Raw genomic sequence first — 16565 nt, 5'->3', positions numbered from 1 at the left:
TGAAATATACGTTACAGCCCTCGCTCCGTCAACACCTATTTTGAAAAAAGACGGAGATTTCGCAAACAGCGCCGGCAAGCTTTTGATTTGTAAAGAAGCTGTCATTCCGGGCCGGAACAATTTCTCTCCAACGCTCCGACAAGCCCGCGCGGAGGAAACGCGCAGGATGCGAAAAAGCCCCGATTGACGGGGCTTTTTCTGGGCAGGAGGCCGGCATTCCGGCAAACGGAGCGGCCCAAACGGCTAAAACGCCTTGCTCAGCTGCGGTAGTCCGCATTGATCTTCACATAGTCATAAGAGAAGTCGCAGGTCCAAACCGTGGCTTCCGCCGCGCCGCGCCCCAGGTTTACCCGCACCAGGATTTCCGGCTGGGCCATCACGCGCTGGCCGTCTTCTTCTTTATATAGAGGATTGCGTCCGCCGTTGACGGCGACCAGCACCTCGTCCAGATACAGCTCCAGGCGATCGACGTCCAGGTCCTGCACCCCGGCGTAGCCGATGGCGCACAGCAGGCGCCCCAGGTTTGGGTCGGAAGCGAAGAAAGCGGTTTTGACCAACGGGGAACGTGCGATGGCGTAAGCGACGTCCTTGCACTCTTCGAAGGAGCGGCCGCCCTCAACTTTGACGGTGATGAACTTGGTGGCGCCCTCGCCGTCGCGGACGATGGCCTGAGCCAGCGCCGTGGCGACTTGAATCAACTCCGCCTTCAGCGCCTGATAGGCCGCCAGCTGCGGCGAATCGATCAACGGAGCGCCGCTTTGGCCGGTGGAGATCAGAATAAAGCTGTCGTTGGTGGAGGTGTCGCCGTCCACCGAGATGCAATTGAAGGAAACATCGGCCACTTCCTTCACCAGCTGACGCAGCACCGGACGCGTCACGGCGGCGTCGGTGGCGATGAAGCCCAGCATGGTGGCCATATTGGGATGAATCATGCCAGCGCCCTTGGAGATGCCGGTGATGTTGACCGGATGACCGTCCAGCGTCAGGCGGGCGCTGACCGCCTTGGGCGCAGTGTCCGTGGTCATGATGGCGCGGGCGGCGTCGGCCCAGTCCGCGCCTTGCCGATGCGGCAGCGCCGCAGCGATCTTGTCCACCGGCAGCGGCTCCAGGATGACGCCGGTGGAAAAGGGCAGGATCTGTTCCGGCTGGCAGCCCAGTTCGTCGGCCAGCGTGCGGCAGACTTGCAGCGCGTCGCTGCGCCCTTGTTCGCCGGTGCCGGCGTTGGCGTTGCCGGTGTTGACGACCAGCGCGCGGATCTGCACGCCGGCGTCCAGATGCTTTTTGCAGATTTGCACCGGCGCGGCGCAGAAGCGGTTTTGGGTGAATACGCCGGCAACGGTGTTGCCTTTGTCCAGACGGATGACCAGCACGTCGTTGCGGTCGGCTTTCTTGATGCCGGCGGCGGCAACGCTCAGTTCCACGCCGGGAATGGGGAAGAGATGTTCGCCGCTGACGGGCTTGAGGTTTACTGCCATCTATCGCTCCAGATCAATCAATATTATTCGCATCGATTGTAGCGGATTTGATCCGCCGGACCGGAAACAAAAACGGCGGCCGGATCAACCCGCTTCGGCCGCCGCCGCGCTCAGCAGTTCAAGCAGCGCTTCGCCGTAGCGCGCCAGCTTGAGTTCGCCCAGTCCATACACCTTGGCCAAGCCGGCGCGGGAGCTGGGATGCTTTTCCACCAGGTCGCGCAGGGTGCGGTCGGAGAACACCGCGTAGGCCGGCACATTGTGTTCGTCCGCCATTTGCCGGCGCCAGCCGCGCAGCGCCTGCCACAGCCGCTCTTCGCGCTCGGTGCGCAGCCAGCGATCGGCGCTGGCGCTGCTGCGCGTCGCCTTATCGTCGGCCAGCGGCCGCAGATAGACTTTTTCCTGGCCTTTGAGCACGGCCCGGCATTCGTCGCTCAACACCAGCGACTGACCGCGGGCGATGTCGACATGCAGCAGCTTGCGCGCCACCAGTTGGCGGATGATGGAGCGCCAAACGCGTTGGTTGTAGTCGCGGCCGATGCCGAAGGTGGACAGCTTGTCATGGCCGTAATGACCGACGCTTTGATTGGCGCGGCCCAGCAGCACGTCGATCACGTGGCCGGCGGAGAAGCGCTGCTCCACCCGGTAGATGCAGGACAGCAGCTTTTGCACCGCCACGGTGGCGTCGAAGGTGATCGGCGGATGCAGACAGTTGTCGCAATGGCCGCAAGGCCGGCTCTGTTCGCTGAAATGCGCCAGGATGTGCTGGCGGCGGCAGGAGGCGGCTTCGCAGAAGGCCAGCATGGCTTCGAGCTTGCCCAGTTCCACCTGCTTTTGCAGCTCGGCCATTTCCCCGCCTTCTATCATTTGCCGCAATTGCACCACGTCGTTGAGCCCGTAGCACAGCCAGCTGGCGGCGGGCAGGCCGTCGCGGCCGGCGCGGCCGGATTCCTGATAAAAGTTTTCCGGGCTCTTGGGCATGTCGATATGAGCGACGAAGCGCACGTCCGGCTTGTCTATGCCCATGCCGAAGGCGACGGTGGCGACCATGACCACGCCTTCGTCGCGCAGGAATTCGCGCTGGTTCGCCTCGCGTTGCTGATGGCTGAGGCCGGCGTGGTAGGGCAAGGCGTGGATGCCGTTGTCGCACAGCCATTGCGCGGTGTCTTCCACGCGCTTGCGCGACAGGCAGTAAACGATGCCGGCGCTGCCCGGGTATTCGTTGCGGATGAAGTCGAGCAGCTGCTTTTTGGCGTTGTGCTTTTCCACCACTTGGTAGAACAGATTGGGCCGGTCGAAGCTGGACAGGAAGACGCGCGCGTCCTGCAGCTTCAGGTAATGGATGATGTCGGCGCGGGTCTGTTCGTCGGCGGTGGCGGTCAGGGCGATGCGCGGCACTTGCGGGAAGCGCTCGGCCAGAAAGCCCAATTGCTGGTATTCCGGGCGGAAATCATGCCCCCAGTGGCTGACGCAATGCGCTTCGTCGATGGCGAACAGGCTGATATTCAGCTGCGACACGAACTCTTGGAAACGCGGGGTCAGCAGGCGCTCCGGAGCCACGTACAAAAGATCCAGCGAGCCGGCGCGCGCCTGGCGCGCGATGTCGCGCGCCTCGTCCAGCGGGGTGGCGGAATTGAGACAGGCGGCGGCCACGCCCTGCTCCACCAGGGTGGCGACCTGGTCCTGCATCAGCGCGATCAGCGGCGACACCACGATGGCGACGCCCGGCCGCATCAACGCGGGGATCTGAAAGCAGAGGCTCTTGCCGCCGCCGGTGGGCATCAGCACCAGCGCGTGGCCGCCCTGGGCGACGTGATCGACAATCTCCCCTTGCTGCCCGCGGAATTCGGGATAGCCGAAGATATTATTGAGTAGGGAGAGCGCGTCCTGCATAAGCCGTCTTCTTGCGAGAAGGGGCCTATTGTACGGCAAGTGGCCGGCAGCGTCCCGTCTCGGGAGCCACGGGCAAAAAAAGGGCCGCTGGAGTGCAGCGGCCATAAAGTTGGATGGAGACAATGTGAAACGAAGAGGAAAAATGCTCTCGCACTACCATGGACCTGTGGGACACTCGCGAAGTTCCTTTTTTTCCATTTATTTTTGGCGTTTTTTCGCAAAAAAATACTTATATGGCATTGCGGATTTTTTGCGGCGCCGCACTGTCGAAGGCAGCCCGTCACCCGTCTCTAGCCACTGCCGCGCAAGCCGTTCCGCGCGCCGGCGCTTGGAGCCTTCCCCCGGCTGTGCGACACTGACCGACGATTTCTTGGAGGCATTAATGCGTAATATTTGGCCCGTCCTGCTGGCGGCCGCAGTGATCAGCGGCTGCGCCAGCGCCCCCAGCAAAGCACCCAGCCCATCGACCGTCGGCAAGCCCGCTCAGTCCGGGGCCAGTCCGGCCAACGCCGATTGGCAAAACTTGGGGGTTTCTCCCAACGGCAACATCCTGAACGAGCTGGACAAGCTGTCTGTCCGCAAGCAGGGCCAGGTGGCCAGCTTTCGCGACCGCAAGACCATCTTCAATCTGAAGAAGGAAAACTTCCTGTCCACGCCGCGCCACAAGGTGTCGATCAATACTTGGCAGATAGACTGTTCGCAGCGCACTTTCCGCCTGCTGGACATGGTGCTGTTCGATGAGAACGGCCGCCAGATCGCCAGCTTCACCTATAATGACGCTCAGATAAAACCTATGCCGGTAGTGCAGAATTCGGCCAGCTATCAACAGATGCTGCTGGTATGCAAGGGCGAACCCGGGTTCTGAGCCCGTTTCGCCCAGCCCGCTCGCTCGCGGCCGCGTCCCGCGGCGCGCCAAAACGCGAGCGGGCGTTTTTTGCGTAGCGGCCCCGCCGCCCAACCGGCCCCATGCCTGGAGCGCCCATGCAAGCGATTCGACGAGTGGTCTTCAATCAAAAAGGGGGGGTGGGCAAGTCCACCATTACCGTCAATCTGGCCGCCGTCGCCGCCAAACAGGGCAAACGGGTGCTATTGGTGGACCTGGATCCGCAGGGCAACGCCAGCCATTATCTGATGGGTTCCGCCGCCCGGGACGACGCGCCGTCGCTGGCCGGCCTGTTCGAGCAGATGCTGAGCATTTCCATGTTCAGCAAGGAGCCGGCGGACTTTGTCCGCGCCACGCCGCTGACCGGGCTCAGTCTGTTGGCTTCGCACCCGGACCTTGCCGAGCTGATGGGCAAGCTGGAGGCGCGCTACAAGATGTTCAAACTCAAGGAAGCGCTGGACAGCTTGAGCGGCCGGTTCGACGAGATCTGGATCGACACTCCACCGGCCTTGAACTTCTTCACCCGCTCGGCGCTGATCGCCGCTGACCGCTGCCTGATTCCCTTCGACTGCGATGCCTTTTCCCGCCAGGCCCTCTATAACCTGAAAGTGAACACCGAGGAAATCCGCGCCGACCACAATCCCGAGTTGTTCATCGAAGGCATCGTGGTCAACCAGTTCCAGGCGCGGGCCAGTTTGCCGGTGCGCCTGGTGGAGGAGCTCAAGCAAGAAGGCCTGCCGGTGTTGTCCTCTCCGCTGTCTTCATCCGTGAAAATCCGGGAGTCACACGATGCGGCGCTTCCCATGGTGTACCTGGACCCGCGCCACAAACTGTCTCGCGAGTTCGAAGCGCTTTACCAGGAGCTGGCGCGGGATGGACGGCCGGCCTAGCGTCCCTCTCCCGTCGTCCGCCGGCTCGCGCGGAGGCGGCTCCCCTTGAATCGCCTGAGCTCGCTGCTGGTCAGCGGCCTGCTGAGCGTCGGCCTGCTGTCCGCCGAATACTGGCTGATGATCAACGATGAACGCGCCGAGCTCATCGACCGCCAGCATTACTGGGGCGAATTGAGCGCCGAGTTGCTGCGGGTGCGGATGCAGGCGATGCTGGATCACTCCGCCGTGCTGGCGCAGAGCCTGGCCAACAGCCCTCAGCCGCGTTCATTGGCCGTGCTCGCGCGCAGCACCATACGCGACGATACGCCGTTCGGCGGTCTGGGCATCATCGAATACGTGCGCCCGGAACAGCGCGAGGCGTTCGAGAGCCGCATCGCCAACAGCATACGCGTATTGCAGGACCGCCATCTGGCGCCCAGCCCGCGCCGCCCGCTGTACTATCCGGTGTCCGGCTACCTGCCGGACGACAGCAACGCCTTGCCGCAAGGTCTGGACCTGGGGGGCGTAGGCAACGCCCGCCGCAAGATGGACCTGGCGCGCCACAGCACCCAGCCGGTGCTGATGCCGACCACGCTGCCCGGCAGCAACGGCAGCCGTCTGGACATCGTCGTGCGGCTGAACGACGACAACACCCTGCTGCTGCTGAATCTGCGCAAGGACAAGCTGATCCAGGACAGCCAGCGCGAACCCGGCACCGCCAGCCCGCTGCGCCATGTCCGCATCGTCGCCTGGACCCAGGAACAACCCGACGCGCCGCTGCTGGACTCCCAGCCCACCCGGCCGCTGCCGTCCACGCCGCCTTTGTACACCATTCGCCACAATCTGGGCGGTAACGAGATCTTGTTCGGCGCCTATCCGCAAGGCGTGGCTAACCCCGGCATGCGGCTGACCCACTGGGCGATCCTGGCCACCACGGCCGGTTTTTTGCTGGCGATGTTCTGGTTCCAGCAACAGCAGGCCCAATCCCGGCGCCGGATGCAGGATCAGCTCAAGCGCAGCCAGCAGCAATTGGAAATGAACACGCGCACGCTGCGCGAGCAGATCAACGACAGAGTGATGTCCGAGCAGGCGCTGGCGCAGAGCGAGGCGCGCCAGCGCGCCATTCTGCAAGCCAGTTCCGACGCCATCATCCTGATCGACCACCAGGGCCTGGTCTTGCAGATCAATCCGGCGGCGGTGCGGCTGATCGGCCAGTCGGCGGACATGGTGCGGCAACTGCCGATAGGCAAGCTGCTGGACGAGCTGTACGACCGCAATCCGGCGCGCAGCTTCGAACACATCGCCCAGGAGCACGAGGGCCGGCCGTTCGAGGCCAGCTTGCGCCGCAGCGACGAGCATATGCTGCCGGTGGAGCTGTCGCTCAGCCGGGTCACCTTGCCGGACGACTGGTTCTACGTGGTGGTGTGCCGCGACATCTCCATCCGCAAGGAGCAGGAAGCGGCTCTGATCGAACTGAAAAACAGCCTGGCCGAGCAGGTGGAAGTGCAAAGCCGCCAGTTGTCCGCGCTGCTGGACGCCAGCCCGATGGCGATGGCCTACATCGTGGACCGCAATCTGCTCCAGGTGAACCGCGCCTTTCTCGATCTGTTCGAGCAGCGCGAGGAAGTCATCCTCGGCCACAGCACCCTGCCCTTCTTTGAATCGCCTGAGCAATGGGAGCGCACCGGCAAGGCGCTGTACAGCCTGCTAAACGACGGCAAGGTGGTGCAGACCGAGCAAAGGCTGCGCACCGGCACCGGCAAGCTGTTCTGGTGCCGGCTGTACGGCAAGGCCATCAACCCCTCGGTGCCCAAGCTCGGCACCATCTGGCTGTATCAGGACTTTTCCGCCCAGCGCGCGCTGGAGGAAACCCTGCGCCACGCCAAGGTGCTGGCCGAGGAAAACAGCCGCGCCAAGACGGAGTTCCTGGCCAATATGTCCCACGAGCTGCGCACGCCGCTGCACGCCATCCTGGGCTTCACCGAAATGGGCCAGGCCCGCTCCCGCGGGCAGCACGACGACAAGATGGCGCAATACTTCAGCCGCATCCAGAGCAGCGGCAACCGGCTGCTGACCCTGCTCAACGATTTGCTCGACCTGGCCAAGATGGAAGTAGGCCGCATGGAATACACCATAAGCCGCAACAATCTGTGCCAATGCCTGCACGACATCTGCGACGAAATGACGCCGCTGGCCGCGCTCAACGACATCCGCATCTATCTGAACTGCTCGTCGGAGCAACTGCACGCCGACATCGACCCCTTCCGCATCGGCCAAGTGATGCGCAACCTGCTGTCCAACGCCATCAAGTTCAGCCCGCACGGCGGCGAGATCTACGTCAACGCCGGCCTGCGCCAGGACGCCGACGGCGAGAACATCCTCGTCACCGTGGAAGACACCGGCCCCGGCGTGCCGGAATCCGAACTGGAAAGCATTTTCGACAAATTCATCCAGAGCAGCAGCACCAAGACCGGCGCAGGCGGCACCGGCCTGGGGCTGGCCATTTGCCGCGAGATCATCTCCGCCCACCATGGCCGCATCTTCGCCAGCAATTTGCCGACACGCGGCGCGCTGTTCACCTTCATCATTCCGCGCACCGGACAGGCCGGCGCCACGGAGGACCCCAACCATGCCCCACAAACTACTGCTCGTTGACGACGAACCCTTTAATCTGGAGCTGATGGCCGAGCTGCTGCAGGACGCCGGCCACGAAGTGGTCCAGGCCGAGGACGGAGAGACCGCGCTGGACATCCTGCAGCGAGAAGGCGAAACCTTCTCCACCGTGCTGCTGGACAAGATGATGCCCGGCATCAGCGGCTTCGACGTGCTCAAGCGCATCAAGAGCGAGCCGCGGCTGGAGTTTTTGCCGGTCATCATGCAAACCGCCATGGGCGCGGCCTCCAGCGTGCAGGAAGGGCTGGCGGCCGGCGCCTTCTACTATCTGACCAAGCCGTTTTCCCGCGACATGCTGCTGGCCATCGTCGAGGCGGCAATAGGCCACTGGGACCGCTACGCCCACTTCCGCGAACTGGCCAATCTTCACGTCGACGCCCTGCGCCACCTGAACAAGGCCACCTTCAGCTGCCGCAGCCACAAGGAAGCCCAGACCGTCACCGCCCTGCTGGCCAAAACCTGCGCCCATCCGGAGCGGGTGGCCACCGGCCTGTTCGAGCTGCTGGTCAACGCCATCGAGCACGGCAATCTGGACATCAGCTTCGATGAGAAAAGCCACTATATGGCCGAAGGCCAGTGGGAGGCCGAGCTGGCCCGCCGCATGCAAGACCCGGTGCTGGGACAGCGCCAGATCAGCGTGGACTTCAGCCGCGAACCGGAACAGATGCGCTTCACCATCAGCGATATGGGCGCGGGCTTCGACTGGGAGCACTACCAAAACGCCGAGCCCGCCTCGCTGATGTCCAGTCATGGGCGCGGCATCCTGATCGCGCGCAAGCTGTCCTTCGACGGCCTGCACTACCAGGGCCGGGGCAATATCGTGGTCGCCCACGTCAACAGCGGAGAATAAGACGCGGTTCAAGGCCGCGCTTAGACGGAGCGGCCGCGCCGTTCGCGCCCGAGCCGGCCCGCCCGGGCTCACGGCGGCTCGCCGCAATCGCCGCGCTCGCGCCAGTAACGGCGCTGACTGTCGCGCCAACAGCTCCACTCCACCCCTTCGCCGAATTCCAGCGTCAAGGCGCCGTCCAGATCCGTGCGCAGCACCGCGGCGCCGGCCTCCTCCGCCCGCCTCAGCACGGACGGATGCGGATGGCGATAACGGTTCAGATAGCCGGCGCTGATCAACACCACCTCCGGCCGCGCCGCCGCCAGCCAGGCCGCCCCGGTGGCGGTGCGGCTGCCATGATGGCCGGCGGCCAGCACCGTGCTGCGCAAGCGCAGGTCCGGCCGGCCCGCCAGCGCTCGCTCCGCCGCCTCAGGCGCATCGCCGCTCAAGAGCAGCGCATGGCTCGCGCCCGCCACCCGCAAGATGCAGCTGCGCGCATTGGCGTCCTTGGCCGGAACGCTTTCCGGCGGCCCCAGCACGTCAAAACGCACCCCGTCCCACGCCCAGCTCTGTCCCGGACGACAGCCTTCGCCGCTCAAGCCCAAATCGGGCAAGGATTCCGGCTGCCCCGCCCATACCCGGCCCGGCGGCATGGCGGCGGCCAGCTCCGCCGCCGCGCCGTCGTGATCGCTGTGGCGATGCGACAGCATCAGGCCGTCCAGCCTCCTCACCCCCAGGCCGCGCAGCTGCGGCAACACCACTCTCTCGGCCCCGCCTGAGCCGGTGTCGAACAACAGGGCGCGACTCCGGGTCTGCACCAGCACCGATAGACCCTGACCCACATCCAGCATGGTGGCGCGGAACGCGCCCTCAGCCGGCGGCGGGGGCCGGTAGAGCAACATCGGCAGCAGCATCAAGGCCGCCAGTCCCCGGCCGGGCACGCCGCGCGGCGCGATCAGCCACGCCGAGCCCAGCAAGGCCAGCAAGAACAACGGCAAGGGCGTTCCGGCCAAGGGCAGGACCGGCGCTTGCGCCAGCCTCTCCACGCCCCAGTAAAAGCCGCGCGCCAGCCAGGCCGCCCCATGCAGCGGCCACTCCAGCGGCAGCAAGACGGCGGCCAGGGCCAGCGGCGTCAGCAGCAGCGACACATAGGGAATGCCCAGCGCGTTGGCCAGCGGCGACACCAGCGGAATGCCGCCGAACCACCAGACCAGCGGCGCCAGCGTGCACACGCCCGCCGCCCACTGCCCGGCCAAGGCGGCCCGCCACTTGCCCGGCGCGCGGCGTCTGGCGATGGCGCTGGCCATCAAGGCCGCCACCAGGCCGAAGGACAGCCAGACCCCGGGCGCCAGCACGCAGAAAGGATCGATCAGCAACACCACCGCCAGGGCCAGCCACCAAATGCGGAACGGCGACAGGCCGCGCCGCAGGCACAAGGCGGCCAGCCCCACGCCCAGCATGAACAAGGTGCGTTGGGTCGGCACCGAAAAACCGGCGAGCAAGGCATAGGCCGCCGCCGTCAAAAAAGCCCCGCCGGCGATCAGCAAACGCGGCGGAAGACCGAAGGCCGGCAGCCTGCGCGCCAGCCAGGCCAGCGCCGCCGCGGCCAGGCCCGCCAGCATGGTGATGTGCAGGCCGGAGATCGAGATCAGATGTGTCAGGCCGGTGGCGGCGAACAGCCGCCAATCCTCCCGCGCCACGCCTTGCTGCGCGCCCACCGTCAACGCGGCGATCAGCGCCGCTTCGCGCGACTCGCCCAGCACCCGCTCGATGCGCGCCACCAGGGCGGCGCGCGCGCGGTCCACCCAAGCCAGCGGCGCGCGGCCGTCCTCCAAGCGACGCTCGCCCGCGCCCAGCGAGCCGCTGGCCAGCACGCCTTCCGACCATTGCCATTGCTCGACGTCGAAACCGAAGGGATTGGCCGGCCCGCGGCTGCGCTTGAAACGGGCCTCGGCCCGCCAGCGGCTGCCCGTCGGCCACTCCCGCCGGCGAAAATCCGTCAGCCTCACCGTTGGCGGCAAGTCCACGCCCGGCGTCAGCGTGCGCTCCACCTCCATGGTCAGGCGCGTCCCGTACTCGCCGGGCTGCGGCAGGCCCCGCACCTCGCCGACGAAGACGATGGGCCGTTGCTGCCAATCGGCCGGCAATTGCTGCGCCATTCGGCTGTCGGCGCGCCAGGCGGCGTAGCCCAGCCCCAGCAGAAAAGCCGGCGCCAGAGCCGCCCAAGGCCGAGCGCGCGGCGGCAGACAGGCGGCCAGCGCCGCCGCGCCCGCCGCCAGGCCCAGGCAAGCCGTCGCGGCGGGCAAGGCCGGCAAGACGGCGCATGCGGCGATGCCGCACAACACAGCGATCAAGACAGGCATGCCGGCATCTTAGGCGGCGATGCCGCGGCACCGCAATCTATTAAATACATTCACTAAAGCGCAGCGAATAGACCATGCCGATCGTATTTTTTATGATATCGGAACGCACCCATAGCAGATGAAACGGGAAAAAATAACAAGTACAAATGCGTATTGCATTAACGAGGCGCTGGACTACACCTAGGACAAGCGCTTTCGAAACCCCCGGCCGCCGCGACGCCTCGCCAGGTCCAGGCGGCGCCCAAGCGCGGCAGCCTGCCTCTCTTTCACATGACTTTCCATCTGGCAGCCGCCAGACGGTTCACTCGCAGGAGGAATACATGGACGCATACATGGGCACCATCACGGTCTACGGCTTCAATTACGCGCCGCAAGACTGGGCGCTGTGCCAGGGCCAGACCTATCAGGTATCGCAGTACGAAGCCTTGTACTCGCTGCTGGGCACGCTCTACGGCGGCACCGCGTCTCAAAACTTCAAGCTGCCCAACCTGACCGGCCGCATGGCCATCGGCACCGGCCCCGCGCAGCCCGCCTATAATCTGCCGGCCTACAACCCCGGACAGTTCGGCGGCACCCAGAACGTGGCGCTCAGCGTGGCCAACCTGCCGGCGCACTCCCATACCGCCACGTCCATGGCGGTGACCTTCCACGCCGCCGGCACGCCGACGCCGGCCACCCCGGCCAGCGCGCCCAGCTCCAGCAACCCCTATCTGGGCGCTTCCGGCGCCGGCACCGGCCTCGCCACCATCTGGTCCACCGCGCTGAACAACCCCGTGTCGGTGCAAGGCCTGTCCGCCACCGGCAATACCGATCTGACCGGCGGCAACGCTCCGGTCAGCGTGCTCAACCCCTTCCTGGCGCTGAATTTCTGTATCGCTATCAACGGTCTGTATCCGGTTCGTCCATAATCACAATACGCGGCCTACCGCCGCTTCCGGCCGCCTCTCCGCCGCAGGGGCGGCGGCCGTTGCCTTCAGGGGACATCGCCATGCTCGCCACCGTTCAAGCCGAAGACTTCATGCATCTGCTCGGCAAGCACTGCATCTTCCGCAACCCGCAACATCCCGATATCGCGCTGCAAGTGCAGGCCGTCAAGCTGCGGCCGCAGGCGCAATCGCCGCATCAGACCGCGCGGCGCACCCCCTTCGTGGTGGAATTGGCCGCCGAGGGCGCCACCGAGCTGGCGGACGCGGTGGGCCAGCTGGAGCTGCCCGCCACCGAGCACAGCGACGCCATTCGGCTGGATCTGGTGTGGATAGGGCGGGTAATTCCCGCCGGACGCGATCCGGCGCTGGCCTACTTCCAGCTGCCGTTCAATTGAGCCGGCCCGCCGACAGCCCGTGGGCGGCCGGCGGACGGATAAAAAGGACGAAGACTCCAGCCGGGCGGCGTGCCCGGCGAAATATTACAAACCCGCCCGCGCCTCGCCCTGCGGCGAATGGCGCTCGGGCCGCCACACCAGCTTGTCCGCCATGTCGCCGGCCTCTTCCAGCACGAATCCCAATTGATGATAAAGCCGGCGCGCCTGCACATTGCTGTGCCACACCACCACCGCCAGCGGCGCGCGCACTTGCCAGGCCGCCTGCTGCAAGCCCATCAGCACCTCCTTGCCGTAACCCAGGCCGCGCGCTTCCGGCACCATGGCCAGAAAGATGATGCGCACCTCGTTATGGCCGAAGTCCACCATCACCACGCCGACGTTGGCCCCGGTTTTCTCGATGACGAAGTGCATCGCGTCCGGGTAGTTGTCGCCTGCGCCGCGTTGCAGCACCTGGTATTGCTGCTCCTGCACGGTGCGGATCAGTTCCTCCTCGCCGTCTATCAATTGCAGGTCCGGGCGGGCGCTGCGGTAGAGGCCGGCGATGAAGGCCTCGTCGTGATGTCGCGCCGGGCGCAGATGCAGGCCTTCGGCCAGCGAGGACGTGTTCAAGAATGAGGACATGGCGAACGGCTCCTTTCCAAAACCTGTTATGGGGCGCGCCGGCGGCGCGCCCGTTTCGTTCTACGCGCATGCGCGCGCAAGGTCTTGCGAATCAGGCGAAACCCGATCTTAAGGCCTGTTCAGGCTACGCCGAAGGCATGAGCTTTCCAGGCGTCTCAAAACCGCTTGCTATCCGCCCCCAGCGGATCGCGAACAGCGTCTACAATCCGGCCTCTCGACGGAACACCGCCAACAACTGACGCCACCCGCGCTCCAGCAAGCTGTAGCGCTCCCCCCGCAAGCGCGCCACGCCGGCCAGCTCCCGCAGCGGCGCCGCGCCTCGCTCGCAACGCTCCAGCCGCACGCGGAAAGTGGCGGCCAAGGGCACCAGGCCGCGGTCGCGCTGTTCGGTGGGAATGGGGCCGCCGTAGGTGGAGGCCAACAAGGCCTGATCCAGCAGCGGCAGATTAAGCCGGTCGATCTGGCCCAACCGGCATTCCACGCTCCAGAACTCCCCGCCGTCGGCGACGAAGCGGGCGACATGGCCGGGCTTGAGTCCGCTCAGCGCGGCCTCGTCGACAAAGGCTTCGCCCTTGACCCCGTCCGGCCCCACCACGTCCAGCAGATGCTCGCCCTCGGCCAGCGCGGTGCCGGCGCGCAGCGCGTCGCTGAGGTCCACCACGCGGCCGGCGAACGGCGCGGCGAGCGTGAGCCTGGCCATTTGCTGACGCAAGGCGGCCACCTGTTCCTGCGCCACCTGCCATTGCTTGCGCAAGGCCGGTCCGCGCTGTTGCAGCTCCAGATCGAACGGTTGCTGCGCGGTCTGCCAGGCCAGGTCGCGCTCGCGGGCGTCCGCCAGCGCCAGCTGCGCCTCCAGCATCGGCGAGCGGAGCCTGGCCATGATCTGCCCCGCCTTGACCAGCTGGCCGTCGCGCACCAGGACTTCCGCCACCTCGCCCGTCGCCGGCGCGTACAAGCCCTGCGACTGCAAAGCGCCCAACACCGCCGGGCTGGCCACTTCGCGCTGCCACGGCAGAATCAGCGCCAAGCTCAGGATCAGCAGCGCCGCGGCGCTGCGGCGGGTTTCGCGGCCCCAGCGCAGATCCGCGCGGCGCTGCCACCACACCATCAGTTCGCCGACCACGGGACGGGCGATGAACCAGCCCAGCTCCACCGCCAGCAACAGAATGCCCAGGGCCTTGAAGAACAGGTGGTAGACCAGGAAGGCGATGGAGAGAAACAGCACCAACCGATACAGCCAGGTGGCCCAGGCGAACAGGATCAGCCCGCGCCGCCGCGCGTCCGGGAAATGTTCCGGCACCGGATCGTCCAGGCCCAGCAGCGTTTTGCGCAGCCGCCAGCGCGCCAGCGCGAAGGCGCGATTGTGCAGATTGGGCAGGCCCAGGTAGTCCGCCAGCAGGAAATAGCCGTCAAAGCGCATGAAGGGGCTGGCGTTGATCGCCAGCGTCGCCAGCCAAGTGGTGGTGGCCAGCAGAAAGACCCCGGCGCGCAGCGGCCCGTCCGGCAAAAAACTCCACAACAAGGTGGCCCAGGCGGCCAGCACCAGTTCCGCCAGCATGCCGGCGCCGCCGATCAGCAGCCGCTGGCGGCGCGAATCCAGCTTCCAGGCGTCGTTGGTGTCGGTGTAGAGCACCGGCATCATCACCAGAAAGGCCACCCCCATCGCCGGCACCCGGCAACCGAAATGGCGCGCGGTCAGCGCATGGCCCATCTCGTGCAGGATTTTGGCCAGACTCAGCGACAGGCCGATGCCGATGGCGGCGCTGACGCCGCCGTAAGCGGAGAAGGTGTGGGTGAACTCATCCCAGCGCCGCGACACCAGCGCCAGCGCCAGCAGCAGCACCGCGCCCATCGCCAGCCAGAAGCGCGGATGGAACAGCCAGCCGGTCCACGGCAGCAGGCGATTGAGCAGGGCTTCCGGCCGCAGCAGCGGCACCCGGAAAAACAGATAGTTTTTCAACAGCCACATCGCGCGGCTGGGCCGGTTGGCCTCGCGCAGCTGCCACAGCCAGCCGTTCTGCTCGGCGCTGGCGGCCTGCAGCAGTTGATGGCGGGACAGGAAGAGCAGCACGGCCTCGATATCCTCGGCGCCCAACTGCAGCGTGGTTTCGGCGTTGACGGCTTGCAGCACCGCTTCGGCGGTGCCCAGCGACCAGCGCGACAGGATTTCGAAACTGGCCCAGCCCAGTTGATAGAAGCGGTGGGCGCAGGGGTCGTGCAGGGTCCAGCTGGGCGCGCCGTCGGCCAGCGCCGGGCCGGGATGCAGCGTCAGTTCCTGACGCAGCGCGGGCAAGGCGGGGGATCTCATGCTCACCACCCCAGCCATTGCCGCGCGGCGGTCAGCGGCCGGCGCAGCGCGTAGTAGATCAGCGGCACCCAATCGCCGTAGACGCGGGCGGTGCCCATCTGCCCCAGCCGCGGCTTGTCGCCGCCGACGAAGCGGGCTTGCAGCCGATAGGCGAGCAGGCCGCCCTCCACCGCTTCCGCCTTGTAGGCGACGCGGAGGATTTCCGCGTCGTAGGACTCGGTGGGCGAAGCGTTGGGATAAAGGGTGATCTTGCCGCCGGGCGCCACGTCTATGGCTTCCGCCGCCGGCAGCCAGGCGGCCAGTTCCACGTGGGCGGGGTCGGCCAGCGTCATCACTTTTTCCCCCACCGTCACCGCTTTGCCCTGCCAGTCGTTGCGGTCGGAAAACACCACCACGCCGGCGCTGGGCGCGGTGACGTGCAGCCTTTGCAGCTCCAGTCCGGTGTACTCGGCCGCGATGCTTTTCTCTTCCAGCTTGGCGCGGTCCTGCGCCATGGCCAGCTTGCCCTTGTCGTCGGTGACCGCCAGCTGGGCGCTGGCGCGGAAGCTTTCCTGCGCGGCGTCGCGCTCGCGCGCGGCCATGGCGAACTGGCCGGCCAGCGAGGTGGCGTCCAGATCGAACAAGGGATCGCCGGCCTTGACGCGCTGATTGGGCTGCACCTGGATGCGATCTATCACCCCGCTGAGCGGCGCGCGCAGCAGCACCGGATTTTGCGGCGCCACTTCGCCGCGCGCCAGCACGCTGAGGCGTATCGGCATGCAGGCCAGCAACAGCGCGGCGATGAGCAGCCGCCGCTGCTTGCGGCCGGGCCGCAGCCATTGCCCCGCCAATTCCCGCCAGTTGCGCCGGGGCGCGAAGCGCAGCAGCGCGTGGCCGTAACCGTGGGCCAGCTCTTCCGCCAGCTTGCGCTCGTAGTCGCTCCACGGCAGTTCCCGCGCCAGCAGCCAGGCGCCCTGCTCGCCCAGGCGCAGCCACAGCGCGTGGGCCGGCAGCCAGGACGACCAGTCCTCGGCCAGCGCCGCGGGCAGATCGCCGGCCTCGAGCAAGCGGCTGTCCTGCCCGACTTCCGGCCCGCCGGATTCCGCCAGATGGCGGAACAGGCGGGACAGCCACTGCATATAGGGCGCGGTGGGGTCCAGCTCGGCCAGGCCGGACAGCGCCGTCACGTGGCGATGCAGGCCCTCGCGCCAGACCGCCGACTGGCGGTAGGGCAGCAGTTGCTGGCTTTCGTTGACGATGATGAAACCCAGCTGCTCGGCGCTGACCGCGTCGCGTCCGCGATGCAGCAGCTGCAGCAGGCCGGCCAGTTCCCGGCTTCTATCGGCGTGCCCCATGC

12 protein-coding genes are annotated in these 16565 nt (G+C 66.3%); 6 read left to right on the top strand and 6 right to left on the bottom strand.

Annotation, left to right across the window (positions count from 1 at the left end):
* Positions 1 to 257: 257 nt before the first annotated feature.
* Both argJ and recQ read right to left on the bottom strand, forming a co-directional pair.
* On the bottom strand, positions 258 to 1475 hold the full coding sequence (gene argJ / locus AB1Z25_RS23830; protein ID WP_486636342.1) for a bifunctional glutamate N-acetyltransferase/amino-acid acetyltransferase ArgJ: 1218 nt from the start codon (positions 1473 to 1475) through the stop codon (positions 258 to 260).
* Positions 1476 to 1559: 84 nt separating this feature from the next.
* Positions 1560 to 3365: a DNA helicase RecQ gene (recQ, locus tag AB1Z25_RS23825; protein WP_227106342.1), complete on the bottom strand. Its 1806-nt coding sequence runs from the start codon at positions 3363 to 3365 to the stop codon at positions 1560 to 1562.
* Positions 3366 to 3747: 382 nt separating this feature from the next.
* Here recQ and AB1Z25_RS23820 point away from each other — a divergent pair, with 382 nt between their 5' ends.
* The 4 genes from AB1Z25_RS23820 (at position 3748) to AB1Z25_RS23805 (ending at position 8640) form a co-directional block, all read left to right on the top strand.
* Positions 3748 to 4230, top strand: coding sequence for a surface-adhesin E family protein (locus AB1Z25_RS23820; protein WP_235085113.1), 483 nt, complete (start codon positions 3748 to 3750; stop codon positions 4228 to 4230).
* A 116-nt stretch (positions 4231 to 4346) separates the two neighbouring features.
* A complete protein-coding gene (locus AB1Z25_RS23815) occupies positions 4347 to 5138 on the top strand; it encodes a ParA family protein (protein ID WP_107801157.1) in 792 nt (263 codons plus the stop codon).
* 45 nt (positions 5139 to 5183) lie between these two features.
* Complete coding sequence (locus AB1Z25_RS23810; protein ID WP_253315599.1) at positions 5184 to 7772, top strand: sensor histidine kinase; 2589 nt, start codon at positions 5184 to 5186, stop codon at positions 7770 to 7772.
* Positions 7747 to 8640, top strand: a complete 894-nt coding sequence (locus AB1Z25_RS23805; protein WP_107801159.1) for an ATP-binding response regulator — start codon at positions 7747 to 7749, stop codon at positions 8638 to 8640. The genes AB1Z25_RS23810 and AB1Z25_RS23805 overlap by 26 nt, the downstream gene beginning before the upstream one ends.
* 68 nt (positions 8641 to 8708) lie before the next feature.
* Here AB1Z25_RS23805 and AB1Z25_RS23800 read toward each other — a convergent pair whose 3' ends face one another.
* Positions 8709 to 10979, bottom strand: a complete 2271-nt coding sequence (locus tag AB1Z25_RS23800) for a DNA internalization-related competence protein ComEC/Rec2 (protein WP_486636341.1) — start codon at positions 10977 to 10979, stop codon at positions 8709 to 8711.
* Positions 10980 to 11299: 320 nt separating this feature from the next.
* Between AB1Z25_RS23800 and AB1Z25_RS23795 the strand changes: the two genes are divergently transcribed.
* Both AB1Z25_RS23795 and AB1Z25_RS23790 read left to right on the top strand, forming a co-directional pair.
* Positions 11300 to 11887 (top strand): phage tail protein, encoded by a 588-nt coding sequence (locus AB1Z25_RS23795; RefSeq protein WP_048415544.1) that lies wholly within the window; start codon positions 11300 to 11302, stop codon positions 11885 to 11887.
* Positions 11888 to 11967: 80 nt separating this feature from the next.
* Positions 11968 to 12300 (top strand): hypothetical protein, encoded by a 333-nt coding sequence (locus tag AB1Z25_RS23790; protein WP_107801161.1) that lies wholly within the window; start codon positions 11968 to 11970, stop codon positions 12298 to 12300.
* 84 nt (positions 12301 to 12384) lie between these two features.
* Here AB1Z25_RS23790 and AB1Z25_RS23785 read toward each other — a convergent pair whose 3' ends face one another.
* From AB1Z25_RS23785 to AB1Z25_RS23775, 3 genes are all read right to left on the bottom strand, one after another.
* The gene (locus AB1Z25_RS23785; RefSeq protein WP_107801162.1) at positions 12385 to 12921 is read right to left on the bottom strand and encodes a GNAT family N-acetyltransferase; all 537 of its coding nucleotides are present in this window, start codon (positions 12919 to 12921) and stop codon (positions 12385 to 12387) included.
* 199 nt (positions 12922 to 13120) lie between these two features.
* Positions 13121 to 15229, bottom strand: coding sequence for a site-2 protease family protein (locus AB1Z25_RS23780; protein WP_486636340.1), 2109 nt, complete (start codon positions 15227 to 15229; stop codon positions 13121 to 13123).
* Positions 15230 to 15231: 2 nt separating this feature from the next.
* Positions 15232 to 16563 carry an efflux RND transporter periplasmic adaptor subunit gene (locus tag AB1Z25_RS23775; RefSeq protein WP_107801164.1) on the bottom strand — a complete coding sequence of 444 codons (1332 nt, stop codon included), beginning with the start codon at positions 16561 to 16563 and terminating at the stop codon, positions 15232 to 15234.
* Positions 16564 to 16565: the final 2 nt, after the last annotated feature.

It is taken from the genome of Chromobacterium sp. HL1, assembly GCF_057418835.1.
The sequence above is the reverse complement of the archived record's forward strand: the minus strand, read 5'-3'. Positions and strand labels throughout refer to the sequence as shown.

Excerpts from the sequence above, each read along its gene's own strand:
- argJ (WP_486636342.1), bottom strand. The coding sequence starts at position 1,475 with ATGGCAGTAAACCTCAAGCCCGTCAGCGGCGAACATCTCTTCCCCATT.
- recQ (WP_227106342.1), bottom strand. The coding sequence starts at position 3,365 with ATGCAGGACGCGCTCTCCCTACTCAATAATATCTTCGGCTATCCCGAA.
- AB1Z25_RS23820 (WP_235085113.1), top strand. The coding sequence starts at position 3,748 with ATGCGTAATATTTGGCCCGTCCTGCTGGCGGCCGCAGTGATCAGCGGC.
- AB1Z25_RS23815 (WP_107801157.1), top strand. The coding sequence starts at position 4,347 with ATGCAAGCGATTCGACGAGTGGTCTTCAATCAAAAAGGGGGGGTGGGC.
- AB1Z25_RS23805 (WP_107801159.1), top strand. The coding sequence starts at position 7,747 with ATGCCCCACAAACTACTGCTCGTTGACGACGAACCCTTTAATCTGGAG.
- AB1Z25_RS23800 (WP_486636341.1), bottom strand. The coding sequence starts at position 10,979 with ATGCCTGTCTTGATCGCTGTGTTGTGCGGCATCGCCGCATGCGCCGTC.
- AB1Z25_RS23795 (WP_048415544.1), top strand. The coding sequence starts at position 11,300 with ATGGACGCATACATGGGCACCATCACGGTCTACGGCTTCAATTACGCG.
- AB1Z25_RS23790 (WP_107801161.1), top strand. The coding sequence starts at position 11,968 with ATGCTCGCCACCGTTCAAGCCGAAGACTTCATGCATCTGCTCGGCAAG.
- AB1Z25_RS23785 (WP_107801162.1), bottom strand. The coding sequence starts at position 12,921 with ATGTCCTCATTCTTGAACACGTCCTCGCTGGCCGAAGGCCTGCATCTG.
- AB1Z25_RS23780 (WP_486636340.1), bottom strand. The coding sequence starts at position 15,229 with ATGAGATCCCCCGCCTTGCCCGCGCTGCGTCAGGAACTGACGCTGCAT.
- AB1Z25_RS23775 (WP_107801164.1), bottom strand. The coding sequence starts at position 16,563 with ATGGGGCACGCCGATAGAAGCCGGGAACTGGCCGGCCTGCTGCAGCTG.